A 21,858-nucleotide genomic window follows, 5' to 3' on the forward strand; every position below is an offset into this window, starting at 1 on the left:
CACGGTCGCCGTCCTCGCCGATGTGCTGCGCTCGCACGGCGCGGACCGGGCGCGCACGGCCGCATCCTGGTCGCGCGTCGCGGTCGAAGGCACCCGCGGACGAATCCAGTTCTCCCGCACGCCGGGCATCAGCGTGTGGCAATGGGCCTGGCCGCCAGTCCAGGTCGTCGATCGAGACCCGGCGGAACCCGATCGCTTCCGGATCCTCCACACCGGTTGAGAGACCACGGCGGCCCGAACCCGGAACAGCCTGATCAGGGGCACCGTACTCCCCGGCCCGGGGCGGCGTCGCCGCCTTGTCAGCGAGCGGTGTTCTCGGCGACCGGCTTCTCCTCGGCCGCCGGACGTCGCGCTGTGGCGGGGGATCGCAGCAGAGTGCTGGCGGGGCGCGTCACGCCCTCCATGACGCTACGAGGCATGCCAGGTGAGCCAGCCGCCAAGGACTTGACGGGATCAGCCCCATGCCGGTTGGTCCCGTCGGCATGATGCGGACATGGACGCAGGTGTATGGGTCGGGGCGCTCTTCGGAGTGTGCGGGACCGTCGTAGGCGGTGGACTCTCGATCTGGGCAACGGTCATCGCCCAGCGACAGCAGGCTCAGGCGGCTCGACAACTCGTCATCGATCAACGGGTAGACACCGCAGTCGATTCGGCGATACAGATGTTTTCCCAGATCAAACAACAGCTCCTCGGAAGGCCCTCTGAGCGCGAAAGCGGAGGACCAGAGCGCATCGAGCTCTGGCGGAAGGCCCTACACCAGCAGGTGCACAAGCTGGAACCGATCTTGCTGAGGATCCGCAATGAGACGGTCCGCCTTCGGCTCAGCAAGATCGCCGAGTACTTGGCATGGCACGACGTGTCCATGACGCCGGAGCTTGGAGGGGCCTCAGGGATCCTCACGGATCTCTGTGATCACGCATTGGACTGCCTGGGCGCCTTCGTGCGGGACGAACCGCTTCCCAAGGAGAGCACAGGGCTCACCAAGGCTCGCGCGACCGAGGCGCTCTACCTAGAGGAGATGGAGCAACGAGCGCGCGACTTCTTGGAGGGGTACCACTGATCTCTGATGCCTCGGCCTGTTTGTCGGCGTGAGAGCAAGACAGGATGACGCCGTGGAAGCAGAGACGTTGGCGGGGCTGATCGGTTTCGGCGGTGCTGTGGTGGGTGCTGGAGGCGCCCTGCTCGGCGCATGGCTCCAGCAACATCATCAGGCCAAGACTGCCAAGAACGAGCGCCTCGAAGCTCGGGGGTACACGGCGGGAGAGAAGGCCCTCGCAGAGCTGTACCAACTCCGGCAGCACCTGGTGGAGTCTGGCGTGGCCGGAGAGGTCCCACAAGAGCGTCAGCCCTGGCGCTTCATCGCCGTTACGCACCTGGACGAGGCCGAGTTGGCCGTGATGCTCATGCCGCGAGCCCCGCTTGTCCACGAGCGTGTGGTGGAGGTCCTGATCCTCGCCAAGCGGTTCGAGCTAGCAGGGCAGCACCGTCACCAGCAGATCCGATGGATCAAGGGCTGCGTGGCCTCGGCGATCGACATCCTCTCTGCCCACATGCGCGGAGAGCCGGTCCCGGAGATCGGCTTGGACCGTTTCCGGACCCGGGCGCGAGAGCACGACAGCCGGTTTGAGCCCTGGAATGGCGGAGACGACGGATGACCGTAAGTCCGGCCAAGGAGAGAGAAGCGTGCAACCAGAGACGTTGGCGGGAATGTTCGGTCTCGGGGGAGCCCTTGTGGGCGCGGCGGTCTCCACCGGAGCGGTCGTCTGGCAGCAGCGGAAGATAGCCCGCGAGTCCGAGCGCGTTCACCTGCTGGGTCTTGCCGAGGCAGCGGCCAACGAAGTCATCCGGCTGAGCTACGAGCTTGAGGACCACTTCGATAAGCGCGTGGCAGACCACCAGACTCTGGATCGCCGAGAGTGGCGCGACGAGCTTCAACGCTTGAACCGAGCCTTAGAGGAACAGGCCCTGCGGTTCCCCGACATGGAGGTCCAGCGTTTCCTAGCGTCGGTCCACCACGACCTACTTAGCCCGGAAAAACTGTTCATGCACGCGGACGAGCGCAGGACGGTATCGAGGTACCAGTTGATCTGCTCGGACATGAAGCTCGTCATGGGTACCGTGCTCCGTCGCCAACCCTTTCCCTCTAGAAGCATATGGAACAACTCCCGGTACCTGTTTCGACCACTATGACTCCTGCGCATCTCGCCTGGCCGAACCGACCTGAGAAGGGGACGACGTGGAAGCAGAGGTATCAGCGGGATGGATCGGCCTGATCGGGGCCTCGGTCGGTGCGGCAGGCGCCCTCGTGGGTGGATGGTTCCAGCAGCGGTATCAGGCGAAGATGGCACGGGAGGATCGAGAGGAGGCCCGAAACGACCTCCTGGAGGAGCGCGGTAGAACCGCAGCCGACAAAGCCCTTGCCGAGCTGTACGCCCTTCGCAGGCACGTCGTCACGTGGAAGATCGGCTGGTCCGCCGTGGAGCGGGTCGAGTGGGTCCAGGAGGGGCACACCTACGCAGATGACGCGGAGCTGAACGCTGCTCTCATCCCGAAGGCCGCCGAGCTGAGAGAGCGTCTCCGAGACGCGTTGATCGCTATCCGCAGGTCCATGTTTATTGACGCCCACGAGGCAGGTAACGAGCCGTACTTAAGCGAGTTCGACACGGAACATGCGATCGAGCTGCTCTCGGCCTACATGCGTGGTGACGGCCTGCCTCAGCCCACCCTCCGGGAGGAGCGGGCGGGCGTGGAACGCGATATGCGGCAAAGGCTGTATGAAGAGGAGGAGCGACCTCGCCCGGATTCGTCATGACGCCCTCAGAACAGGTGCTTGCACTTTGTGCTAGTGCACCGGATAATCGCGATCAGTAGGATAAGTACGTCCTCATGCAGGCCCCGACTCCTCTGGAGGTTCCGGGGCCTTTCACATGTTCGGGAGGACTTCAGTGGAGGACGAAATCTGGCTGACAGTCCGCGAGGCCGCCGAGCCGACGGGCGTCAGCATCGTGACGGTCTATTCGTGGGTGCGCCGAGGTCACCTGACAGTCGAGGGCCTCGATCACCGAGGCCAGAAGCTCTTCCGCCATCTCGACGTCACGAGGGCCGAGATGACGACCCGGGCCAAGGCCAAGCGCGTGCTGGTCCCTGCGGCTTGACCTCTAGTCCCCCGTCGCGTGTGCCAGACCGAGTAGGTACATATAGGCGTGATTGCGGTCATCTGCCAACTTGGCGAGGGGCTCCGTGAGGTCAAAGCCGAAGTATCCCTGCCACGCCACCAAGGACATCTCCAACGAGGCCATGACGACCATGAGAGCGGTCATGACCGTGGCCGCCTCTCCGACGAGACGGTCATCGGACCCCGCTGCGAGGTTCCGAGCGCGGTTCGTCATCCAGGGCCGACTATGAGCGGCGCCTGACAGGAGGCCGTACGGCGTTGGCAACCACGAGGGCAAAGCGCTGGCGACCCGTTCCGTGATGTTGTAATCCAGCCCCGCAGATTCACCATCGACCTCGTAGCCGACGAGCTTTCCCTTGGCGTTGTGGCGTTGGACTACGTTGGCGTCCGCCAGTGATTGAGTGACGTACGCATCCAGGTCGACGGCTTCGACCTCTCGCTCAGGCCCGAGGACCCGAGCCAGCTTTGCTGTGTGTTCCGTGTCCTTGCGCCAGAGCCCCGCGCATCGGGCGAGCCGGAGGGCGCAGGAGATTGACGGGTCGATCAGGTACTCTAGGAAAAGACAGCTCTCCAGGACAGCCCGTGCCGCGACAAGCGGAGACCAGACGGGCGGAGGCTTTCGGACGATGTCGTGTTCCAAAGCCCGCACGTGATCGAGAGCCGTATCCCAGGAAAGCCCCGCTATTTCGAGAAGCATCCCGTGGAGCGATCCTCGGGCGGTGCCCACCGGATCAGAGTTGGCGTTGATTGTTTCGATATCCGACACAAGTCGCGAGCCTGTCTCAGGCTGCCAGTCATCTGGGAAGCACTTCTCCACCAGTTCCCTGTAGCGCCGCAGGACCTCAGCCGCAGCGGCGGCAAAGTCGTCCTTGATCGGCACGGCAAAGGGGCGGACACCCTCGCCCTCGGGTGTTTCGTCAAAGGTCATAGCTGGAGCGTACGGATGGTCACGGACATGCCGTCATTTCCTGACCGTCCACCCGTCACCACACGCACGTGAGGGGGTGCCGGCCGTGGCCCGAACCTTCTCCGCCGAGGACGAGGAGCAGCTCCGTCAGCTCCACGCTGACGGCGTCAGCCGCAACGAGACGGCCGTCAGTTGGAGTGGTCCGTCGGCACCATCACCAACCACGCTCAGCGCCTCGGGCTGGCCTTCGACCGTGAGGCCGTCAGGGCCGCGACTGACGCCCGTCAGGTAGATCTGAAGGACAGGCGTCAGCGGATTCAGGAGCAGCTCCTGGATCTCGCGGAGCGGGCCATCGACCGGGCCCAGAGCCGGTACCTCCTGACGGGCCCTGACCAGCGGCGGCAGCCACAGGCCAGGAGAGTGTGATCCGGCTGTGGACCTTGTCGATAACCCGCTGGCCGCGCATCTGGTCATCCGGGGTGCCGGCCGGGTAGACACGGATCTGCGGGCCGGGGCCGCCACGCTGGTCCCGGGCCCAAGCGCGCACATGTTCGGCCATGATCCCGGCGAAGGTGCGGCCCGACTAGGGCGCGTATCGGGTCGTGATCAATGAGCATCGCAGCTTCCGGGGCGGGTGCCCGTCTGGGGTACGGGGCCCGGCGGTCTGCGGCTGCGCCGTGTGGGCGCGAGTGACCGGAAGCAATGTCGGAGGCAGGCAGCGGGGTCCGGGGACCCCGGCTGCGTGCCCGCTGGGGCGGTGTGTCAGACCATGGCGAGCCGGTCCACCAGCAGCTCCACCCTGCACTCGGCGTCCTCCGGCGGGAGCCGTCCCGCCCGGGTCAGGGTCGCCAGCCCGTGCAGGGCCGCCCAGAACACCTCGGTGAACAGCGCCGGGGTGACGCTGTCCCCGGCGACCTCGCCCAGGTTCTCCAGCAGCGCGGCGAAGCCGTCCTTGAGCGGTTCCGGGGTGTCCTCCTGGGCGTACGCCAGGCCGCCGTCGAGCTGGAACAGGGCGTCGTAGGCGGCCGGGTTGCGTGCGGCGAAGTCGAGGTAGGCGCGGGCGAGGGCGGCGACCCGGGCGCGCGGGCCGTCCGCGGCGGCGGTCGCGGCCCGCACCGCCGCGGCCATCTCGGCGGCGCCCTGGAGGGCGACGGCGCCGATGATCTCGCGCTTGCCGCGGAAGTGGCTGTAGAGGACGGGCTGGCTGTATTCGATGCGCTCGGCCAGCCGGCGGGTGGTGACCGCGTCCCAGCCGTGCTGCTCGGCGAGTTCGCGGGCCGTCGCCACGATGAGGCGTTCGCGCTCCGCCCGTTCGCGCTGCTTGCGTTCCTGTACCGACATGATTCCATCCTAGCACCGCTAGACAACAGAGCAGCAGTAGAGTTAGCGTTGCCTCGGCAGCTAGCAACACTAGATTTCAGGAGGGGTCATCATGCTCAACGCACTCCAGGTCGTCACCACCGTGGTCGTCGGCGTGATGGTGGGGGTGGAGTTCGCCGTCCCCTTCTTCATCAACCCGATCATCAACGCACTCCCCGAGGACGCCGGCCAACTCGCCCGCGCCGACGGGGGCCGGAGGGGCGGCGCCGTGATGCCGTTCTGGTACATCACCTCGCTCGTCCTCGTCGGCATCTGGGCCGTCGCCGGATGGGGCGACCACGGCACCGGCCTCGTCGTCACCGCCGGCGCGCTGCTGATCGTCAGCGTGCTCATGTCGGTCCTGCTGCTCGTTCCGATCAACAACCGGGTCAAGACGTGGACCCCCGAGAACCGGCCCGCCGACTGGAAGCAGCAGATGAACCGCTGGGACCGCTGGCACTATGTCCGCGTCGCCGTCATCATCGCCGCCTTCGCGCTGCTGGTCGCCGCCCTCGCCTGAGCCCGCGGGGCGACACCGCACTGGTGGCGCACGATCCCCACTCCCCGGGCGGCAGCGGGCCACCGAAATCCCGACATCCGGGAATGCAACTGCCGCTGAGAGCCCGCAACTGCGATCCCGACAAGCTACGTCCCTCGATGACCTGCGCGGCTCCCGGCTCTGGTTCGGGTGAGGTCTTTGATCCAGATCACCGAGGCACGCAGGTGAAGCCCGGCGAGGTAGCTTTCCGGGGTCTTGTCGTAGCGGGTCGCGATGCCCCGCCACGCGTCGGGTAGCCGGGTCACGTTGCCGCGACCCGGCCCATGCTTGTTTCCAAGCACCACGGCTCAAGCAAGCCCATGGGCTTCACAGGATCTGCTGTTTGTTAGCGCCATCGCCCGAATGAAGCTGACGATGGCATTCGGAGTGAACGAGCCGAAGATTGTTGATCTCATCAGATCCGCCGTGTCGTCGGTAGGTGAAGTGGTGTTTGTGTAACCGCTTCTTCATCGCGTCGAACCAGTTGATCCACTCGCGTGGACTGTCTGGTTCGTATTCCGCGCCGGCGATCAGCGCTTGCCCGCAGAGTGGACAGGTTCCTTTCTGGCGGGCTGCCAGGGTAAGGCTGGTCTTGTCCATCGGTGGGGGTGTGCGCGTCTTGCGGCGTTGGCTCCAGTAGTCGCAGAGTGTGGGGTCGTCGGGTGAGGACTTTCCCCTGACCAGTTGGTGCCTTCTGATGTTGGTCCAGGCGAACTTGGGAAGGTGTGCACCTGTGGTGCGGTCACCGAAGACCCAGTTGTCGTTCTTGGACCGGTTGAGCCTGCCGAAGTACTTGCTAACGATCCAGTGCTTCGACTTCTTCGGGTGGGTGCGTTTGGCCCACTTGTAGGCGAGCGTCCACGCATAACTGTCCAGCGCTGAAAATGTTCGGCTGGACACCACTGTCCGGTAATACGCGGACCCGGCCTGCTCCAGCATCACCGCCTGAATCTGCGGCGCGGAGACTGAGCTGACGGCGATCCCGTGCTCGTCCTTCTGGTGACCACAGCCCTGTAAGTGCTGTACGCCTCGTCTAAGGTCGTCTCCGGCGTGAACAGGTGTCGTGGGACCTTGCGCATGGCAGTCTCGACTTCCTTCGAGGCGATCGTGCCGTCATGCGATGAGCTCATCGACGACCTGGTCGCGCAGTTGTGTAGCGCGATCGGATTCGACGGTCACGTCAGTCATGCGGCGAGTCCTTCCTGAAACTGCGTCAGAGCGGATCACCACCTGGCCCGCAGAATCCTCTCCGGAGTGTAGTCAGGCGACTACTCTTCAGGAGAGCTGTGTGTAGACATCCCGCTAAGCCACCGATCAAAGATGGCCCCGGGCGTGTCGACACTGCGGCTATGGCGTGAAGCGGATGGTTAGGTTAGCCCAGCCGTCCGGGCTCACGTACTGCCATGCGCCGAGTTCGTCGGCAGACAGCATGGCCTCGGAGTACAGGGCCCCGACCAAGAGTTTCCAGGGCTCGGCTCTCTCGACGGCTTCTTCGTGGGACAGATCTCGTAGCGACTTGTCGGCAGCTTTGAATATGGCTGTGCGGATGTCCACGTACCGTGGCGTGTGGGCGGTCCCTGTGGTGACCCCTGTTTTGCTGATAAACGTCCATTCGGCGTGCCAGGGGCCATGTGTCATGGGCTGATCGTCCGCTCTGGCGAAGTGTTCGGTGAGTTCTGTCTGCGCGAGGAGCCCTGAGTTTGCGGTGAATATGAGACAGAGACACGCCGTGGCGTCGGCGTGTCTCTGTCCGATACTCACCGCAAACTCAGCCGCCCCCCTGCCTATGCAGGGGCGATGCCTCGTTGGCGCTGAGCGTGAAGCCGGGCGATGGCCCGCAGCTGCCGCCGCTCGTACGCGGTGGCGGGGCGGACGGATGCCTGGGGCGCGCGCCACGTGAGGCCGGTGGGACGGGTGAGGCAGACGAACGGTCCTACGAAGTCGGTGATCGTGGCAGGCATGTCGTAATGCCGGTCGTAGACCACCATGCCGATCGCGAGGCTGAATGGGGTGCTGGTTGTCCTCCTCACTTCGGCCTCCGTCCCAGATGCCGAGCGATCAGTTCGCTCAGGGCGGCCGACTGCTGCCGGAGTTCCTCAAGGGTGGGGCGATCGTCGCCGCCCTGCTGCTGCCCGCCCTGCCCCTGCGGCCCGTCGTCCTGCCCCTGCGGCGGTGGGGGCGTTGCCGGAGTGGTCATCTACGCCACCACCCTCACGCCATGAATGACGCGCGGGCCGATGTCGATGCCGTGCACGGCCAGCCACAGCGTCCGCCGACGCTGCCGCCGCAGCCGACGCGCAGCGCGCTCCTCACGTTGCTCGTGCGCGATGACGTACGGCCGGACCATGGCGAAGCTGTGGTCGTACGGCGGCCCGGAGGCGGTGGGCCGTGCGGGTGCGTGGGGCACGCGTGCCGGAGGTGGCATCGTCGGCGTGTGCTGGTGCGGGGCCGCGCGGTGGCGGCCGGATGGCGGCAACAGCAGCCGTAGCAGCGCTTCGAAGATCCACGCGATAGCGTTTGCCATGCCTATCAACCTCCGTGGGGTTGAGGGCCACGCCCCCGGGCCGCGGTGCATGCGGTTGCGGGGGTCTTGCCTGTGGCCAGTGGTGTGGTGGCCGACTGCCCCGGCTGCACACCCGGTGTAGTCGATTGGTCACCAGGAGAACGTAATCCCCATAGAATGGGCAGGGTTCAGCAGCAATCGCTGTAATCCGCTGCCCTGCCGTGCCGCTTGCAGCGGGCGCAAGCCGGGAGGTCACAGCGTTGGACGAGTCGATCTCATCCGAGGACTTCAATAACCCCCCTCTAAACCCACTCCAGCGCTACGGCGCCGATGTAAGGCGCGTGCGCCTGGGACGTAAGCTCACGCAGAAGCATCTGGCCACGAGTACGGGCTACTCCGTGTCGTACGTCAGTCAGGTGGAGTCCGGAAAGCTGCTCCCGAGTGAGAAGTTCGCCAGCGGCTGTGACCGGGTGTTCGGGACGAACGGACTCTTCACGGGCATGCTCCGCCGACTCGAGGAGGGCGACCACCCCACGCATTTCGTGCCCTACGTTCAGTTGGAGCAGAAGGCATCGCACATTCTCAACTTCTCGGCGACCATCATCGTGGGCATGCTCCAGACCGAGGAGTACGCACGGGCCATCTTCCGCGCGGGCCACCCATTCGCATCCGACGAGGTGATCCAGGGCAAGGTGGCGGCACGTATAAGGCGACGCGATGTCCTCGACCAGGACAGGCCACCGAAGCTGTGGGCTGTGCTCCACGAAGCGTGCCTGCGGACATATGTGGGTGGCCCGGCCGTCATGGCCGATCAGCTTGAGTTCTTGGTGAAGTCGGCGGCTCGCCCCGGGATCGACCTTCAGGTGATCCCCTTCACGGCCGGAGCCGCAGCCGCGCATTCGGTGCCGTTTACGCTGCTCACCTTCAAGGACTCGCCTACGGTTCTGTACTCGGATGATCCGCAGGGAGGCAGGCTCTGCCGCACGGCGGCAACGGTGACGGTTGTCATGCAAAACTACGATCGGCTACGGGCACACGCACTGCCCCCTGACGAATCGCTGGCCTTTATCGAGACTGTGCGCGAGGAGTACACGTCATGAGCCACTACCGGAACCTTACGTCTGCCGTCTGGATCAAGTCGTCCTACAGCTCGTCGTCCGGCGGCGAGTGCGTGGAGTTCTCCCCCACCTTCGCCGCGTCCGGTGTGGTCCCAGTTCGGGACTCCAAGACCCCGCAGGGTCCTGCGGTCGTCGTCCCGGCGGACGCCTGGTCCTCCTTCGTCTCCGCCGTCAAACGCGGGGAGTTCCCCTCCACCTGACCCGCGCGACAACCAGCAAGCAAGCGGCCCCCGTGCATCGGGGGCCGCCGCATGTGATCAATTCCTTGCCTCCGTTGGTGACCGAGGCATAGCCTCCGGGCACAACAACCGTAATTCGGAAGGCAGTTCCCATGCGTACAGCTGTCATCACGGCGCCAGGACAGGTGGAGATCTCGGAGATACCTGTGCCGGACGTGGGCGACTCGGAGGTGCTCGTACGCATCGCCGCCTGCGGGGTGTGCACCATGGAGGCCAACCTGTACGCGGGACGCATGACCGTCTACCCCGCCGCCGCCGGCCATGAGATCGCCGGGTGGGTCGAGAAGGTGGGCGCCAAGGCCGCCGGGCTGGACGACATGCCGGCCGTCGGCGACCTCGTCACCATCGACGGGCTGCCCCGCTGCGGCACCTGCCGCAGCTGCCGGGCGGGGCAGTCCGCCATCTGCGTCGCCCTCCAGGGGCACAAGCGCGAGGACGGCGCGATCGCCATGGGCGCGGGGCTCGCCGACTACATCACGGTGGACGCCTCGCGGGTGTGGTCCGTGGGCGACACCGACCCGGCCGTCGCCGCCATGGGGGAACCGCTCGCCTGCGTGGTCCACTCGCTGCGCCGCGGTGGATTCCGGGCCGGCGACCGGGTCACGGTGATCGGCGCCGGGTACATGGGCCATCTGCACCTCGCCGTGGCCAAGCAGCTGCAGGCGCGCAGCGTGGCCGTGGTGGAGCGGGACGAGCAGCGCCTGGCCGCCATCGCCGCGGCCGGCGCGGACGCCGCCGTCGCCCCCGATGAGCTGGGGCAACTCGCCGGTGCGGACGTGGTGTTCGTGACCATCGCGTCCAAGGAGTCCATCGCCTTGGCGCTGGCCGCGGTCGCCGACGGCGGCCGGATCGTGCTCTTCGGCGGCTCCGACGGGCCGCCGGCCGAGCTGCCCGGCTACGAGGTGCACCGCCGCCAGCTGACGGTCACCGGCTCCTTCAGCCATGAGCGGGAGGACTGGCGAGCGGCGGCGGAGCTGCTGCGCGGCGGCGCGCTGACCGGCCGTCTTGAGACGCTGGTCACCGCGCGGTATGCGCTGGACGAGGTCGAGAAGGCGCTGAAGCAGGCCGCGGAGACGCCGGTCTACCGGGTCGTCGTGACGCCGTAACCCCGCGGGCGGCATTCCCACCACCCCCACCGAGAGGACCGAGAGGATCACCGTGCCGCACGAGAACACCCTGCGCGTCGGCGTGCAGCTGCACCCCCAGCACACCGATCTGGCCCAACTGCGCACCGCCTGGCGCGAGGCCGACGCCCTGGGCGTCGACTCGATCTGGACCTGGGACCACTTCCTGCCGCACCACGGCGACCCGGCCGGGAATCACTTCGAGTGCTGGTCGCTGCTGTCCGCGATGGCCATCGAGACCAGCCGGGCCACCATCGGCCCCCTCGTCAGCTGCACCGCGTTCCGCAATCCGCATGTGCTCGCCGACATGGCCCGCACCGTCGACCAGCTCAGCGGCGGGCGGCTGGTGCTGGGGCTCGGCGCGGGGTGGTTCGAGGCGGAGCACACGGAGTACGGCATCCCGTTCCCGGGGCCGGCCGAGCGCATGGACGCGTTCGCCGCCTCCCTCGCGGCGATCAAGGAGCGGCTGGCGAAGCTCAACCCGGGGCCCGCGGGGCCGCTGCCGCTGCTGATCGGCGGGGCCGGGCGGCGGCGCACCCTGGAGCTGGTGGCGCGCGAGGCGGACTGGTGGAACTGGTACGGCTGGGCCTCCGAGGACCCGGTCGCCGACTTCCGCGAGCTGAACGGCGTGCTGGACCAGTGGTGCGAGCGCGTCGGCCGCGACCCGGGCCAGGTGGCCCGTACGGTCATGGTCAACCCGGACCAGCTGCCGCTCGTGGAGGGCTTCGCCGAGGCCGGCGCGGTCCACGTCGTGCTGTCCCTGGCCGCGCCGTACGACCTTCGGAAGGTCGAGGAGCTGCTCAAGGTGCGCGAGGCGCTGGGCGCCGGGCGGGCTTCTTGACGGCTGACGCCGCGCCGCCCCGCGAGGTCCTGGGGCGGCGCTTTCGCCTGCTCATGGGCTGTCTGCTGCTGTCCACCCTCGGCAACGGCCTGTGCTTCCCGTTCACTTCCATCTACATCAGCGAGCTGCTCGGGCTCGGCTCCCGGGCCGCGGGCGGCTACTTCATCGCCATGGCGGCGGCCAGCTTCGCGGCCGCGCTGCTCGGCGGGCCGCTCGCGGACCGGGCGGGGCCGCACCGGGTGGGGGCGCTCGGCGCCGCGGCGCTCGCGGTCGGGTACGGGATGCTGGCCCCGGTCGACGCGGTGGTGCCGGTGCTGATCTCGGGCGCGTGCGTCGGGGTGGGCTTCGGCCTGTTCTACGCCTCGATCGTCGGCGTCGTGGACGCCGCCGTCCCGGAGAGCGGGCGCCGTACGGCCTTCTCCGTCCGGCACATCGTGAACAACGTGGGGATCGGGGCGGGCTCGGTCATCGCCGGCCTGGCCCTGCGCGGGGCCGAGGCCCCGGCCGGGACGCTGCGCTGGCTGTACGTGGCCAACGCGGCGGCCGCGGTGCCGCTGATGGTGGTGATCTGGGCCATGCGGCCGCGGGATCCGGCCGGGGGACGGAAAGGAAAAGGCGAGCAGGGCGACGGGCCGACGTACCGCACGCTGCTGCGCGGCCGCCCGATGGCGCTGCTGGTGCTGGCCCAGGCGCTGTTCGCGATCGTCGGCTTCACCCAGATCGAGGCGACGGTACCGCTGCTGCTCCACGACCACATGGGCATCACGCTGGGGTGGGTGTCCGCGGTGGTGGCGGCGAACTCGTTCGCGCTGGTGGCGCTGCAGCCGCTGCTGCGGCGGCGGCTGGAGCGGCTGCCGGAGACGGTCGCGCTGGCCGCCGGTCCGGTGCTGTGGGTGGCGGCGTTCGGCTGCGGTCTCGGCGCGGTGCTCGCCGGGGATACGGCCTCGTCCACGGTGCGGTACGGGCTGCTGCTGGCCTTCGCTGTGGTCTTCGCGGCGGGCGAGCTGATGTACTCCTCGGCGTTCTATCCGCTGCTGCTGCGCTGGTCCGGGGAGGCGGCCGTGGGCCGGGCGAGCGCCCTGGCGTCGCTGGCCTGGAACCTCGGCACGGCCTCCGGGCCGCCGATCGGGCTGTTCGTGATCGTGCACGCCTCCGCGACGGGCAGCTGGGTCGCGCTCGCGGTCGGCGCGGTCGCGGCGTTCGTGGTGGCGGGCGCGCTGCACCGCCGGGCGGCGGGCGGGTGAGCTCCCGCCGCCCGGCCGGGTGAGGCTACTTCGACCGCTGCCTACGCCTTGGGCAGATAGTCGTTGGAGTACGCGTCCTCAGGCGTGATCGCCTTCTCCAGCAGGCCCTGGTCGTACATGAAGTCGGCCATGCGGCTCCAGCTCTGGGCGTCGTTGGTGCCCAGCTCGCCCGCGTCGTTCTGCATCATGGGCGTGGTGGCCTTGAGCACCGCGAGCGCGTTCTTCTGCCGCTTCTCGTCCCCCAGCCCGGGGACGTACTTCTGGCTGAGCTTGACGGTGTCCTCGGGCTTGTCGATGGCGTACTGGAGACCGCGCAGGGTGGCGTCGACGAACTTCTTCATCTCGTCGCCGCGCTTGTCCAGCGTCTTTTCCTGGACGCCGATTCCCACGCCGACCAGCGGGTCGCCCTCGGCGCCTCCGTCGAGCGTCAGGGAACGGACCTCCTGGCCGGCCTCCTTGAAGGCGACGGCGTCATTGTTGAGGTAGCCCATCACGCCTTCGACCTTTTTGCCGGTCAGCGCCGCCTGCTGGGTGAAGCCGATGTTCTTCACCTTGGCGTCCTTGACGGAGAGCCCGCCCTCTTTCAGCAAGGCCAGCAGACCGAAATACGTCTCGCCATAGGGCCCGGGGGTGCCGATCGTACGGCCCTTCAGGTCCGTGGGCTTCTTGATGTCGGAATTCTTGGGGACGATCAGGCCCACCGGGTATTTCTGATAAAAGGTGGCGATGTCCACGATGGGGAGATTCTTGGAGCGGGCCTGCAGCATCTCGTCCCCGCCCGCGTAGACGACATCCTCCTTGCCCGACTTCAGGGCTCCGAAGAGATCCTCGGCGGCACCGTGGTGACGCAGATCGACATTCAGCCCGGCGTCCTTGTAGTACCCCTTCTCTGCCGCCACGTAGAACGGGGCGAACTGGATGTTGGGCGTGTACGTCAGCCCGACCGTGATGCTGTCACCGCTCTTGCCCCCCGCGTCCTTCGGCTTCTCGGCGCATGAGGTCAGGGTGGCCGCCGCCACCACAGACGCGAGAGCCGCCCCCATGACCTGGCGTCTCAGGGTGTGCCTCGTGGACGTTCCTACCAAACGCACGTACTTCTCCTCAGTGAGTGGAAGATGTCAGTCAGCGCTGTACGAGCCGCTCGACCAGGCGAATCACGCCATAGAAGCCGGCGGCGAGAAGTGCGAGCATGACGAGCGTCGAGAACAGCCCGACGGTGTCGGCCTCCTGCCGCTGGACCGACAGGAGCTGTCCCAGCCCCTCGCCGCCCATGACGAACTCGCCGACCACCGCACCGGTGATGGACAGGGTGAAGCCGTTGCGCACCCCCGTGAGGATGCTGGGCAGCGCGAGCGGCAGCTCGATGTACCACAGCATCCCCCACCACCCCACGCCGTCCACGCGCGCGGCCCCCATCACATCGGGGTCCAGCGAGCGCAAGCCCAGCACGGTGTTCACCAGGATGGGGAAGAAGACCAGCAGCGCGCACATCATCGCGAAAGGCAGCAGCCCGTAGCCGAACCACAGCGCGAACAGCGGGGCCAGGGCCACCGCGGGCACCGCCTGCGAAGCGGCCAGATACGGCTGGAGCGCCGCGGCCGCGAGGTCACTGCGCGCGATCAGGTAGCCCAGCGGCAGCGCCACCCCGAGCCCCATGCCGCAGCCCGCCAGGGCCTCCCGCACCGTCTGCTTGGTGTAATGAAGCAGGTCACCGTGGAGTAGCTCGTCGACGAAATGTTTCGCCAGGTCGTACGGCGCCGGAAGGTAGAACGTGTCCACCGCGCCGACACGGATGGCGAGATCCCACACGATGAGCAGGGCCAGCCCGAATACGAGCGGCGGGAGCACCCCGCGGGAAGCGGACCCCACCGCGGTCCTGCGAACTCGGCGGCCGTGCGACCCCTTGGGGCTTTGACTTCCGCGACCCGCGTGCGCTGCCTTCCCGCTGTTCTTGCCGGACTTTCGTACCTGTCCGGGCCGGGGTGAATGCGACGGGACCGTCCCCGGTCCGCCACTGGTGCCCGCCGTGGCGGTCGCACCCCTTCCGCGCCCTTGCGTCATCCCCAAATCCCCTTGTATTACCGGCGGTTGCCAGATCTCCCGGCACGCCCAGCGTGCAACCTATCGCCAGCCCGCTCCGGATCACAATGTGGTTGGGAAAATGGAAATCGCTCCGTCATACAGAAGGCCGCGCGGGAGATCACGGAAGATCTTGGTGACGCTCTCGCCGTGGCTCTCGGCGACTCTTCACGTACCGGTGGGGAAACGGTCGAGGATGCCGAGCTCACAGGCGCGCACCCCCGCCTGAAAACGGGAGTTCACCTCGAGCAGCTCGAGGATTCCGGTGACGTAGCGGCGGTAGGTGCGCACCGAGATCGCCAGCTCCCGGGCCGCGGCCTCGTCCGTGACCCCGTCCCCCAGCCGCCGCAGCACCCGCCGCACCATCTCGGTGCGGGCGCGGTTGCCGAAGTCGAGCGGGCGGGCGGCGGGCGTGGCGGTGCGCCAGATGTTGCCGAACATGCCGTGCAGGGTGGCGACCACGGCCGGGTCCTGGATGATGGAGGCCTGCCGCCCGTCGGCCGAGTCCGCGCACACCAGGGCGGTCCGCCTGTCGGCGATCAGGGCTGTGGGCAGCGGCACCGCCGCGATCCGGATCTGCGGGGAGCGGGCCCCGAGGCCGCCGCCCGGCCCGAGCGCGGGGCCGGGGTCGGCCGGGGGCCGGGTGCGCAGCACCCTTACGTCCATGGCGTCGCCGAGGTCCGAGACCAGGGTGTGCAGGGCCGCGTGGTCGGCCGCCAGCCGGGGCGTGGGCTCCGGGAAAGCCGCATCGACGCTGCGTACGGCCTGGCCGACGACCTGTTCGGCGGCGGCGAGGAAGGCCGCGTCCGCCACCCCCACCTCGGTGAACAGCTCCTTCCGGGACTGCCGGGCGCGGTGTTCGTGGACGGTGGACTCCAGGAGAGTGCGCACCTCTTGCAGGGTGCGGTCGAGGGCGTCCTCGACCGCGGCGGCCGGCTCGGGGGTCCGCTCGGGGATCCGTTCCGTGATCCGGTCCGTCATCGCTTGCTTCATCGCTTCGTCGTCCCGCCTCGCGACATGGTCAGGTCTCGAGTGCTGTCAGGGGCGGCTTGGCAAAAGCCCCGCCTCAACCGCCCGTACCCCGGCCTGGAACCGGGAATGCGCCCCCAGCTCGCGCATGATCTCCGCGACGTAACGGCGGTAGGTGCGCAGCGACACCTTGAGATCGCGCGCCGCCACCTCGTCGGTGACTCCGGCCCGCAGGCACTCCAGGATCCGCCGCGCGGTGTCGGTGCACAGCCGTCCGGCCGGGCCCGGGGGCTCGGCGAGCGCCACGGCGTTCCCCCACGCCCCGGCAAACATCAGGTCCAGGGCCTGCACCGTGGCCGCGTCCTCCACGAGGGAGGCCCGCGGCCGGGCCCGCTCCGGCCCGGGGGCCGGCTCGGGGTGAGGACCGGGGTCGAGCCCCGGCTCCGGCCGTACGTAGCCGATCCGGCCGTCGACGAGCAGGGCCTCGGGTAACCCGCCGTCGGCCGCCCGCGCCTCGCAGCGCGCATCGGTACGCGCCAGCGCGGGGACCCGCGGGCCGGCCAGGGCGCCCGGCAGGCACAGCAGCCGGACGGCGACGCCCTCGCGGCCGGGGCGGGGCGGGCGGGCGAGCGCCGCGCAGACGGCGTCCTCCTGCTCGGGGTCGCCGGACAGCACGACGGCCACGGTCCGCTCGGCTCCGGCGATGAGCCGGTCGGCGACCTCGGCGGCCGACGCCCGGCAGGGCCCGGCCCGCACCCACGACTGCCGGTCCAGGTCCTGGCGGTGCCGGGTCACCACGGATTCGATCAGATCGTGGGCCGCCAGCAGCGCCCGCTCCACATGGTCGGAGCCCGCAGCACCGGCCGCCCCGCGCTCGGGTGACGGCTCGGGCATCCTCGCAAGACCAACCATGACTTCCCCTGCAGGGCGAAGGTGACCTGATTTCTGAAATTCGGGCCTGGTTCGAGAATTTCTTGTACCGCTCTTGCCCGCGTTCTTCGGGTGCTGCTTCTTGTAGCGCTTCTTGCGATGTTTCTTGTTGCGATCACGCGAGCAGGAACAAATGCTATGCAATTCCATTGACGACAGTAATTCGCACACAGCAACGGCGTCAACGCAACGAGTGAGAGTAAAGGGTTGGCAAATGACGGCGTGTCAGACCTTACCGCAACGCCCCGCGCGCGCAACGACACGCGGAATGTCAGGAAGTTGCAGGTATCCGCACCACCCGATCGCCCGGCCGACACCCAGCGCAGCCGCCGGGCCACCCTGGGCGAGCGGCGGCCGAGGCCGCTGTCCGGTTGCTGCCAGCCGCCAACCGGACACCCCGGTACCCCCGTCCGGGGGGTTGAGACGCCACCGAGGCCGTCACCGCGGCCGTCACCGCGGCCCGCCGCCGCGAGCCGTCACTGCGGGCCGAAGCTGATCGGGCCGTGGAAATCCCGGCCTTGAATAACCGGCCCGGTGATCCGCGCGTCACTCGCGATGGAATTGTGGACGGCACCGGCCTCTTGGGCCGGTGTTCCGTACCGGCTCATCCAGGCCGCCAGATCGCGCCCCAACTCCGGGTCCTGACGAGCCTGCTGGACCAACAGCTCGGCCAGCCGGCGCAGCCGCTCCGGGTCGTCGTACGGAATCGCGACAGGCCCGCCATCGCCGGCCGGGTCGCCCGCCGGATCCGCGCCCGGGTCGGCCGCCGGGTCGTATGGGCTCCGCCGCAGCACCCTGCGGGACAGCGCGCCCAGCCCCTCCAGTGCCCGCCGGCCCGCCTCGCCGCCGGCCCCGGACACCACCGCGTTGACCGCCGCGATCAGCGCACCCGCCGTCACCGGATCCATGGGCCCCTCCCTCGCTCGTTCACCGCTGCCGAACCGCACGCTACCGAACGGCGGCTCATGGGCCGACGGATTCCGCGCGAAGGGTGAACCAGACCGTCTTGCCCGTGGTGTTGAGGTCCGTGCCCCACTCGTCGGCCGTCTTGCTGAGCAGGAACATCCCGCGCCCGCTCTCGGAGAGGAAGTCGGGCTCCTTGACCACCGGCAGCGACGACTCGCTGTCGCTGACGGCGGCCCGTATGCCGTACGGGCGGTTCTCGAGGGTGAGCACGCACTCGGGCGAGGCGGCGTGCTTGTGGACGTTGGAGAGCAGCTCGGTGACGCACATCGCCGCCGCGGTGATCAACTCCTCGCGGCCCCACTGGCGCAGCCGCGCGCCCACGACGCGGCGCACGTCCGCGAGGGTCTGCGGATGGACGCGCAGGCGTAGCTCATATCTCCCCCAGCTGTCGCTGGGAGGTGCCCCCTGCGGGATGTTCTCTGCCATGTCGTCCAGGGCCCTCCAAGGCACGGCGCGCTGCCGTGGCGCACAGGCGATCCTGTCCCATGTCCGTGCTACTCGCAATGTTTCGACCCACTCGCGCAAGACTGGCATATGCCGCCTGGTGGTTGTAGTTGGCGATACGTCAGACTGGCGACATGTCCTACCACCCAGTGCCCACCGTGCGGCGCAGGCGGCTGGGGTCCACTCTGCGCAAGCTGCGTACCGAAGCGGGGATGACATTGGACGCGGCCGCGGAGGCGCTGAACGCGGCCCAGAGGGGACGTACGGACGCCCGCCGCTGGAGCGCCCCGAAGCTGTCCCGGATAGAGAACGCGAACGCGACCATCCGCGCCACGGAGGTCGCCACCCTGCTGGAGGCCTACGCGATCAGCGACGTGGAGGTGCACGCGGCGCTGGAGAGGCTGGCCCGGGACGCCGGGAAGCGCGGCTGGTGGCAGACCTACCGCGGCGTGGTCGCCCCCGCGTACGCCGACTACATCTCGCTGGAGAGCGACGCCGAATGCGTCCGCGACTACGCCCCGCTGGTCGTCCCCGGGCTGCTGCAGACGCCCGACTACGCCAGGGAGACGATCGCCGCCAACGCGGTCGCCCGCAGCGAGGCGGAGGTCGCCGCGCTCGCCGAGGTGCGGCTGGCCCGCCAGGCGGTGCTGACCCGCCCGCGCGCTCCGCTGCGGCTGTGGGCCGTGATCCACGAGGCCGCCCTCCACCGGCGTTTCTCCGGCCGCCCGGCCATCATGGCCGAGCAGCTGCGGCGGCTGCTGGACGTCGCGGACTGGCCCACGGTCACGCTGCAGGTGATGCCGATCGACGCCGCGCCCAACCCGGGGGACGCGGGCGCCTTCACGCTCGTCGGGTTCCCCGGGCCGATGCCGGACGTGGTCACCCAGGAGAACCTGCGCGGCCCCGTGTACGTCGAAGGAGTCGACGACGTCAACGTCTTCGCCGACGCCTTCGGCCACATCGTCGACAGCGCGCTGTCGACGGATGAGACGAAGGCCCTCATCGCCGGTCTCGTAGGAAAGAGGGCCCCACACCGTGAACACCTCAGAAGTACCCGAGAACCCGCATGACATGTCCCCGTGCCCGTATCCGTCCGCCGGCGCGGCCCGCCCGCGCTGGCGCAAGTCCTCGCACTCCGTGGGCGAGGGCCAGTGTGTCGAGGTCGCCGCGTGGGGTGGCCTGGTCCGGCTGCGCGAGAGCGACGACCCGGGCGCGGTCCTCGGCGCCGCCCCGGCCGTCTGGGCCGCCTTCGTGCGCGGCGTGAAGGCGGGCTTATACGACGCATGAGACGACGCGGGGCCCGGTCCGGACAGGCCGGGCCCCGTCGTCGTTCACACCCCTCAGACGGCGAACCGAGCCCCTGAAACATCAGAACTGCACGTCCGAGCAGGCGTAGAAGGCATTGGAGGTGTCGGCGACCGTCCACACGGCGAGGATCAAGTGTTTGCCGCTCTTCCCGCTCGGCATGGTGCCCGAGTGGGAGAGCGTGGACGGCGGACGCCGGCCGTTGTACGGGACGGTCAGGAACGGCGCGGACTCCAGGCTCGCGCGAGTGAGCTTCGAGTTGGGGTTCCAACCGTTCTTGGTGATGAAGTACTTGAAGTCCGTCGTGGCATGCGAGGCGGTGAAGCGCCAGGTGAAGGTGTGGCTCTGTCCGGCGCTGACCTTGGTGGCCGGCCACTGGCCGCCGCGCGCGTCGTCCAGCTGGGAGAACCGGCTGTTGCCGCCCGCGCAGATCGTGCCGTCGGCCGGACCGCCCGACGGGAAGCCCTTGGGGCCCTCGACGCTCTGCGGTTCGTACTGGATGTCGCCGCAGTTGGTGACGGTGCCGTTGGCGCACAGCTTCTGACGGCTGATGGGCGAGTCGGTGTAGGCGTGGCCAAAGGCGCTGCCGCCGGTCGCGAGAACGGAGATCGCCGCGAGCCCGAGGCCGATGACCGCGGCGCTGATCTTCTTGCGCATGCTTCGCTCCTGAAGACGTGGGGAGTGCTTCGGCGAGCCGAGTGCAGTGCGGTCTAGACCAAGTCGCAGAGTAACCGCGGTTCTTGGTCATGTCCATGCTAATTCGCGGAGATGTCCATACCAATGAAGCGCCCCGTCCGGAGCACCCCCGCTGGTCGGGTAGGATTCATCCGTCAGCAGGCGCCGCTAGCTCAGTTGGTTAGAGCAGCTGACTCTTAATCAGCGGGTCCGGGGTTCGAGTCCCTGGCGGCGCACGTGGCTTACGCTACTGACCAGGGGCTTCTCGGTTTTCCGAGGAGCCCCTGTCGCGTATCCACAGCGGCGGCAGCCGGTGGAGCGCCAGAGAGAGCACCGCGGCCACGGGCAGGAAGTTGCCGTAGCAGCCGAGCGGTCCACGGGCCTGGACCCGCTGGGGCACCCCGAGCCGCACCCCCTCCGGCTCGCCATCGCGACCAGCGCCGATCCGACGAGGGCACCCAGCCTCGGGCGGCTTACGGAAGCGCCCCGGGCGAGGCGGCGACGGCCGGGCGGCGGGGACAGCCCCGGAAGGCGCCCGCCACCACCCGCCCGGCCACGCACCCCGCTAAGCTGACGCGATCGGAGGTGGCGGTGACGGCGCACACTCGCGGCATGGCGAGCGACATCCAGGAGCGCATCAAGCGCCTGATCGTCGACCAGCGGCTGCCGTCCGGCGCCCCGCTGCCGACCGAGACCGAGCTGATGGAGCTGCTCGGCGTCAGCCGCAACTCCGTGCGCGAGGCCCTCAAGGGGCTGCAGGCCATGGGCATCGTGGAGATCCGCCACGGCTTCGGCACCTACGTCGGACCCATGTCGATGGGCCCGATGATCGAGGGCTTGATCTTCCGCACCGTCGCCGGCCACTACCGCGGCGAGGACAGCCTGCTGCAGCTGCTGGAGCTGCGCGAGGCGGTGGAGACCGGGCTGATCGCGCGGCTGGCCGGGCGAATACCCCAGGCCGACCTGGCCGAGCTGGACGCCCTGGTCGAGCGGATGGAGGTGGAGGCCGCCGAGGGCGCCGTACGCGCCGACACCGACCGGGCCTTCCACGCCGCCCTCCACCGCGGCCTGGACAATCTGCTGCTCAGCGAGATGCTCGAAGCGTTCTGGGACGCCTTCCACCGGGTGCGCACCGATCTGGTGGACCTGCACACCGACCCCAAGATCACCTGCCGCCAGCACCGGGAGATCCTGGAGGCGGTCCGCACCGGCGATGTCGTACGGGCCGAGGCCGCCGTCCGCGATCACTTCGGCAACATCCGGGAGCGGCTGCGCTCCCCGCACCACGGCTGAGCCGGCTCTCCGCGTCACGACCGGCCCGGCCCCCGCCTGCCCACCCCGCGGCCGTTTCACCCCGGGTCGCCGGAAAGGTCCGGTTCTCGCTGTTGCGCCTCGGTGAGGCAGCCGTTCCATGTCCGCATCGTCGGGTCTCTCCACTAATG

General features: G+C 68.6%; 29 protein-coding genes, 1 tRNA gene and 2 pseudogenes. 17 read left to right on the plus strand and 15 right to left on the minus strand.

Annotation, left to right across the window (positions count from 1 at the left end; translation table 11 throughout):
- From PV419_RS48300 to PV419_RS48325, 6 genes and pseudogenes are all read left to right on the plus strand, one after another.
- Positions 1-220, plus strand: a pseudogene (locus PV419_RS48300) (amino acid ABC transporter substrate-binding protein); the annotation flags it as partial.
- A gap of 273 nt (positions 221-493) precedes the next feature.
- The gene (locus PV419_RS48305) at positions 494-1,060 is read left to right on the plus strand and encodes a hypothetical protein (protein WP_319700119.1); all 567 of its coding nucleotides are present in this window, start codon (positions 494-496) and stop codon (positions 1,058-1,060) included.
- A gap of 52 nt (positions 1,061-1,112) precedes the next feature.
- A complete protein-coding gene (locus tag PV419_RS48310) occupies positions 1,113-1,655 on the plus strand; it encodes a hypothetical protein (RefSeq protein WP_319700121.1) in 543 nt (180 codons plus the stop codon).
- Between the two features lie 28 nt (positions 1,656-1,683).
- On the plus strand, positions 1,684-2,190 hold the full coding sequence (locus tag PV419_RS48315; RefSeq protein WP_319700123.1) for a hypothetical protein: 507 nt from the start codon (positions 1,684-1,686) through the stop codon (positions 2,188-2,190).
- 46 nt (positions 2,191-2,236) lie between these two features.
- Positions 2,237-2,812, plus strand: a complete 576-nt coding sequence (locus tag PV419_RS48320; RefSeq protein WP_319700124.1) for a hypothetical protein — start codon at positions 2,237-2,239, stop codon at positions 2,810-2,812.
- 133 nt (positions 2,813-2,945) lie between these two features.
- The gene (locus PV419_RS48325) at positions 2,946-3,155 is read left to right on the plus strand and encodes a helix-turn-helix domain-containing protein (protein ID WP_319700126.1); all 210 of its coding nucleotides are present in this window, start codon (positions 2,946-2,948) and stop codon (positions 3,153-3,155) included.
- Positions 3,156-3,158: 3 nt separating this feature from the next.
- Here PV419_RS48325 and PV419_RS48330 read toward each other — a convergent pair whose 3' ends face one another.
- Positions 3,159-4,103, minus strand: a complete 945-nt coding sequence (locus PV419_RS48330) for a hypothetical protein (protein WP_319700128.1) — start codon at positions 4,101-4,103, stop codon at positions 3,159-3,161.
- Between the two features lie 171 nt (positions 4,104-4,274).
- Here PV419_RS48330 and PV419_RS48335 point away from each other — a divergent pair, with 171 nt between their 5' ends.
- Positions 4,275-4,508 carry a hypothetical protein gene (locus tag PV419_RS48335; protein ID WP_319700130.1) on the plus strand — a complete coding sequence of 78 codons (234 nt, stop codon included), beginning with the start codon at positions 4,275-4,277 and terminating at the stop codon, positions 4,506-4,508.
- 336 nt (positions 4,509-4,844) lie between these two features.
- On the opposite strand, the gene PV419_RS48340 is transcribed toward PV419_RS48335, so the two are convergent.
- Positions 4,845-5,423, minus strand: coding sequence for a TetR/AcrR family transcriptional regulator (locus PV419_RS48340; RefSeq protein ID WP_319700132.1), 579 nt, complete (start codon positions 5,421-5,423; stop codon positions 4,845-4,847).
- 91 nt (positions 5,424-5,514) lie between these two features.
- Here PV419_RS48340 and PV419_RS48345 point away from each other — a divergent pair, with 91 nt between their 5' ends.
- Positions 5,515-5,961, plus strand: coding sequence for a DUF1772 domain-containing protein (locus PV419_RS48345; RefSeq protein WP_319700134.1), 447 nt, complete (start codon positions 5,515-5,517; stop codon positions 5,959-5,961).
- A gap of 345 nt (positions 5,962-6,306) precedes the next feature.
- On the opposite strand, the gene PV419_RS48350 is transcribed toward PV419_RS48345, so the two are convergent.
- The 6 genes and pseudogenes from PV419_RS48350 to PV419_RS48375 all read right to left on the minus strand — a co-directional run bounded on the left by PV419_RS48350 (position 6,307) and on the right by PV419_RS48375 (position 8,503).
- Positions 6,307-6,918: an HNH endonuclease gene (locus PV419_RS48350; RefSeq protein WP_319700255.1), complete on the minus strand. Its 612-nt coding sequence runs from the start codon at positions 6,916-6,918 to the stop codon at positions 6,307-6,309.
- Positions 6,904-7,167 (minus strand): annotated as a pseudogene (locus PV419_RS48355) (methyltransferase, FxLD system); the annotation flags it as partial. The gene PV419_RS48350 and the pseudogene PV419_RS48355, both read right to left, overlap by 15 nt.
- Before the next feature lie 159 nt (positions 7,168-7,326).
- Positions 7,327-7,740 (minus strand): hypothetical protein, encoded by a 414-nt coding sequence (locus tag PV419_RS48360; RefSeq protein ID WP_319700135.1) that lies wholly within the window; start codon positions 7,738-7,740, stop codon positions 7,327-7,329.
- Positions 7,741-7,763: 23 nt separating this feature from the next.
- Positions 7,764-8,009, minus strand: coding sequence for a hypothetical protein (locus PV419_RS48365; RefSeq protein WP_319700136.1), 246 nt, complete (start codon positions 8,007-8,009; stop codon positions 7,764-7,766).
- Positions 8,006-8,176: a hypothetical protein gene (locus PV419_RS48370; RefSeq protein ID WP_319700138.1), complete on the minus strand. Its 171-nt coding sequence runs from the start codon at positions 8,174-8,176 to the stop codon at positions 8,006-8,008. The genes PV419_RS48365 and PV419_RS48370 overlap by 4 nt, the downstream gene beginning before the upstream one ends.
- Complete coding sequence (locus tag PV419_RS48375; RefSeq protein ID WP_319700139.1) at positions 8,177-8,503, minus strand: hypothetical protein; 327 nt, start codon at positions 8,501-8,503, stop codon at positions 8,177-8,179. It abuts the gene before it with no gap.
- A 239-nt stretch (positions 8,504-8,742) separates the two neighbouring features.
- On the opposite strand from PV419_RS48375, the gene PV419_RS48380 reads away from it, so the two are divergent.
- The 5 genes from PV419_RS48380 (at position 8,743) to PV419_RS48400 (ending at position 13,048) form a co-directional block, all read left to right on the plus strand.
- The gene (locus PV419_RS48380; RefSeq protein WP_319700141.1) at positions 8,743-9,582 is read left to right on the plus strand and encodes a helix-turn-helix transcriptional regulator; all 840 of its coding nucleotides are present in this window, start codon (positions 8,743-8,745) and stop codon (positions 9,580-9,582) included.
- A complete protein-coding gene (locus PV419_RS48385; protein WP_319700143.1) occupies positions 9,579-9,800 on the plus strand; it encodes a DUF397 domain-containing protein in 222 nt (73 codons plus the stop codon). Before PV419_RS48380 ends, PV419_RS48385 begins: the two co-directional genes overlap by 4 nt.
- A 131-nt stretch (positions 9,801-9,931) precedes the next feature.
- Entirely contained in the window at positions 9,932-10,945 is a 1,014-nt protein-coding gene (locus PV419_RS48390; RefSeq protein ID WP_319700145.1) for a zinc-dependent alcohol dehydrogenase, read from the plus strand.
- 52 nt (positions 10,946-10,997) lie between these two features.
- Positions 10,998-11,804 (plus strand): LLM class F420-dependent oxidoreductase, encoded by an 807-nt coding sequence (locus tag PV419_RS48395; RefSeq protein ID WP_319700146.1) that lies wholly within the window; start codon positions 10,998-11,000, stop codon positions 11,802-11,804.
- The gene (locus PV419_RS48400) at positions 11,801-13,048 is read left to right on the plus strand and encodes an MFS transporter (protein WP_319700148.1); all 1,248 of its coding nucleotides are present in this window, start codon (positions 11,801-11,803) and stop codon (positions 13,046-13,048) included. Before PV419_RS48395 ends, PV419_RS48400 begins: the two co-directional genes overlap by 4 nt.
- A gap of 41 nt (positions 13,049-13,089) precedes the next feature.
- Here PV419_RS48400 and PV419_RS48405 read toward each other — a convergent pair whose 3' ends face one another.
- The 6 genes from PV419_RS48405 to PV419_RS48430 form a co-directional block, all read right to left on the minus strand.
- Positions 13,090-14,139, minus strand: coding sequence for an ABC transporter substrate-binding protein (locus PV419_RS48405; protein ID WP_319700150.1), 1,050 nt, complete (start codon positions 14,137-14,139; stop codon positions 13,090-13,092).
- A 31-nt stretch (positions 14,140-14,170) separates the two neighbouring features.
- Positions 14,171-14,731 carry an ABC transporter permease gene (locus PV419_RS48410; RefSeq protein WP_319700257.1) on the minus strand — a complete coding sequence of 187 codons (561 nt, stop codon included), beginning with the start codon at positions 14,729-14,731 and terminating at the stop codon, positions 14,171-14,173.
- 564 nt (positions 14,732-15,295) lie between these two features.
- Positions 15,296-16,120 carry a DNA-binding response regulator gene (locus PV419_RS48415; RefSeq protein WP_319700151.1) on the minus strand — a complete coding sequence of 275 codons (825 nt, stop codon included), beginning with the start codon at positions 16,118-16,120 and terminating at the stop codon, positions 15,296-15,298.
- A 45-nt stretch (positions 16,121-16,165) separates the two neighbouring features.
- The gene (locus PV419_RS48420) at positions 16,166-16,990 is read right to left on the minus strand and encodes a helix-turn-helix transcriptional regulator (RefSeq protein WP_319700153.1); all 825 of its coding nucleotides are present in this window, start codon (positions 16,988-16,990) and stop codon (positions 16,166-16,168) included.
- Positions 16,991-17,502: 512 nt separating this feature from the next.
- The gene (locus PV419_RS48425) at positions 17,503-17,934 is read right to left on the minus strand and encodes a hypothetical protein (RefSeq protein ID WP_319700155.1); all 432 of its coding nucleotides are present in this window, start codon (positions 17,932-17,934) and stop codon (positions 17,503-17,505) included.
- Between the two features lie 55 nt (positions 17,935-17,989).
- Positions 17,990-18,418, minus strand: coding sequence for an ATP-binding protein (locus PV419_RS48430; RefSeq protein ID WP_319700157.1), 429 nt, complete (start codon positions 18,416-18,418; stop codon positions 17,990-17,992).
- 152 nt (positions 18,419-18,570) lie between these two features.
- Here PV419_RS48430 and PV419_RS48435 point away from each other — a divergent pair, with 152 nt between their 5' ends.
- Positions 18,571-19,506, plus strand: coding sequence for a DUF5753 domain-containing protein (locus tag PV419_RS48435; protein ID WP_319700159.1), 936 nt, complete (start codon positions 18,571-18,573; stop codon positions 19,504-19,506).
- Between the two features lies 1 nt (position 19,507).
- On the plus strand, positions 19,508-19,723 hold the full coding sequence (locus tag PV419_RS48440; protein ID WP_319700259.1) for a DUF397 domain-containing protein: 216 nt from the start codon (positions 19,508-19,510) through the stop codon (positions 19,721-19,723).
- Positions 19,724-19,804: 81 nt separating this feature from the next.
- Here PV419_RS48440 and PV419_RS48445 read toward each other — a convergent pair whose 3' ends face one another.
- Complete coding sequence (locus PV419_RS48445; RefSeq protein ID WP_319700161.1) at positions 19,805-20,398, minus strand: lytic polysaccharide monooxygenase; 594 nt, start codon at positions 20,396-20,398, stop codon at positions 19,805-19,807.
- A 180-nt stretch (positions 20,399-20,578) separates the two neighbouring features.
- Between PV419_RS48445 and PV419_RS48450 the strand changes: the two genes are divergently transcribed.
- Together PV419_RS48450 and PV419_RS48455 are read left to right on the plus strand one after the other, a co-directional pair.
- Positions 20,579-20,652, plus strand: a tRNA-Lys gene (locus PV419_RS48450).
- A 376-nt stretch (positions 20,653-21,028) separates the two neighbouring features.
- The gene (locus tag PV419_RS48455; RefSeq protein ID WP_319700162.1) at positions 21,029-21,709 is read left to right on the plus strand and encodes a FadR/GntR family transcriptional regulator; all 681 of its coding nucleotides are present in this window, start codon (positions 21,029-21,031) and stop codon (positions 21,707-21,709) included.
- The last annotated feature ends 149 nt before the right edge of the window (positions 21,710-21,858 follow it).

The sequence above is a fragment of the Streptomyces sp. ME19-01-6 genome (assembly GCF_033793745.1).
Lineage (GTDB): Bacteria > Actinomycetota > Actinomycetes > Streptomycetales > Streptomycetaceae > Streptomyces.

Coding starts and splice junctions, on each gene's coding strand:
- PV419_RS48305 (WP_319700119.1), top strand. CDS start 494: ATGGACGCAGGTGTATGGGTCGGGGCGCTCTTCGGAGTGTGCGGGACC.
- PV419_RS48330 (WP_319700128.1), bottom strand. CDS start 4,103: ATGACCTTTGACGAAACACCCGAGGGCGAGGGTGTCCGCCCCTTTGCC.
- PV419_RS48340 (WP_319700132.1), bottom strand. CDS start 5,423: ATGTCGGTACAGGAACGCAAGCAGCGCGAACGGGCGGAGCGCGAACGC.
- PV419_RS48345 (WP_319700134.1), top strand. CDS start 5,515: ATGCTCAACGCACTCCAGGTCGTCACCACCGTGGTCGTCGGCGTGATG.
- PV419_RS48350 (WP_319700255.1), bottom strand. CDS start 6,918: ATGCTGGAGCAGGCCGGGTCCGCGTATTACCGGACAGTGGTGTCCAGC.
- PV419_RS48370 (WP_319700138.1), bottom strand. CDS start 8,176: ATGACCACTCCGGCAACGCCCCCACCGCCGCAGGGGCAGGACGACGGG.
- PV419_RS48375 (WP_319700139.1), bottom strand. CDS start 8,503: ATGGCAAACGCTATCGCGTGGATCTTCGAAGCGCTGCTACGGCTGCTG.
- PV419_RS48385 (WP_319700143.1), top strand. CDS start 9,579: ATGAGCCACTACCGGAACCTTACGTCTGCCGTCTGGATCAAGTCGTCC.
- PV419_RS48390 (WP_319700145.1), top strand. CDS start 9,932: ATGCGTACAGCTGTCATCACGGCGCCAGGACAGGTGGAGATCTCGGAG.
- PV419_RS48415 (WP_319700151.1), bottom strand. CDS start 16,120: ATGAAGCAAGCGATGACGGACCGGATCACGGAACGGATCCCCGAGCGG.
- PV419_RS48420 (WP_319700153.1), bottom strand. CDS start 16,990: ATGCCCGAGCCGTCACCCGAGCGCGGGGCGGCCGGTGCTGCGGGCTCC.
- PV419_RS48425 (WP_319700155.1), bottom strand. CDS start 17,934: ATGGATCCGGTGACGGCGGGTGCGCTGATCGCGGCGGTCAACGCGGTG.
- PV419_RS48430 (WP_319700157.1), bottom strand. CDS start 18,418: ATGGCAGAGAACATCCCGCAGGGGGCACCTCCCAGCGACAGCTGGGGG.
- PV419_RS48435 (WP_319700159.1), top strand. CDS start 18,571: ATGTCCTACCACCCAGTGCCCACCGTGCGGCGCAGGCGGCTGGGGTCC.
- PV419_RS48440 (WP_319700259.1), top strand. CDS start 19,508: ATGTCCCCGTGCCCGTATCCGTCCGCCGGCGCGGCCCGCCCGCGCTGG.
- PV419_RS48445 (WP_319700161.1), bottom strand. CDS start 20,398: ATGCGCAAGAAGATCAGCGCCGCGGTCATCGGCCTCGGGCTCGCGGCG.
- PV419_RS48455 (WP_319700162.1), top strand. CDS start 21,029: ATGGCGAGCGACATCCAGGAGCGCATCAAGCGCCTGATCGTCGACCAG.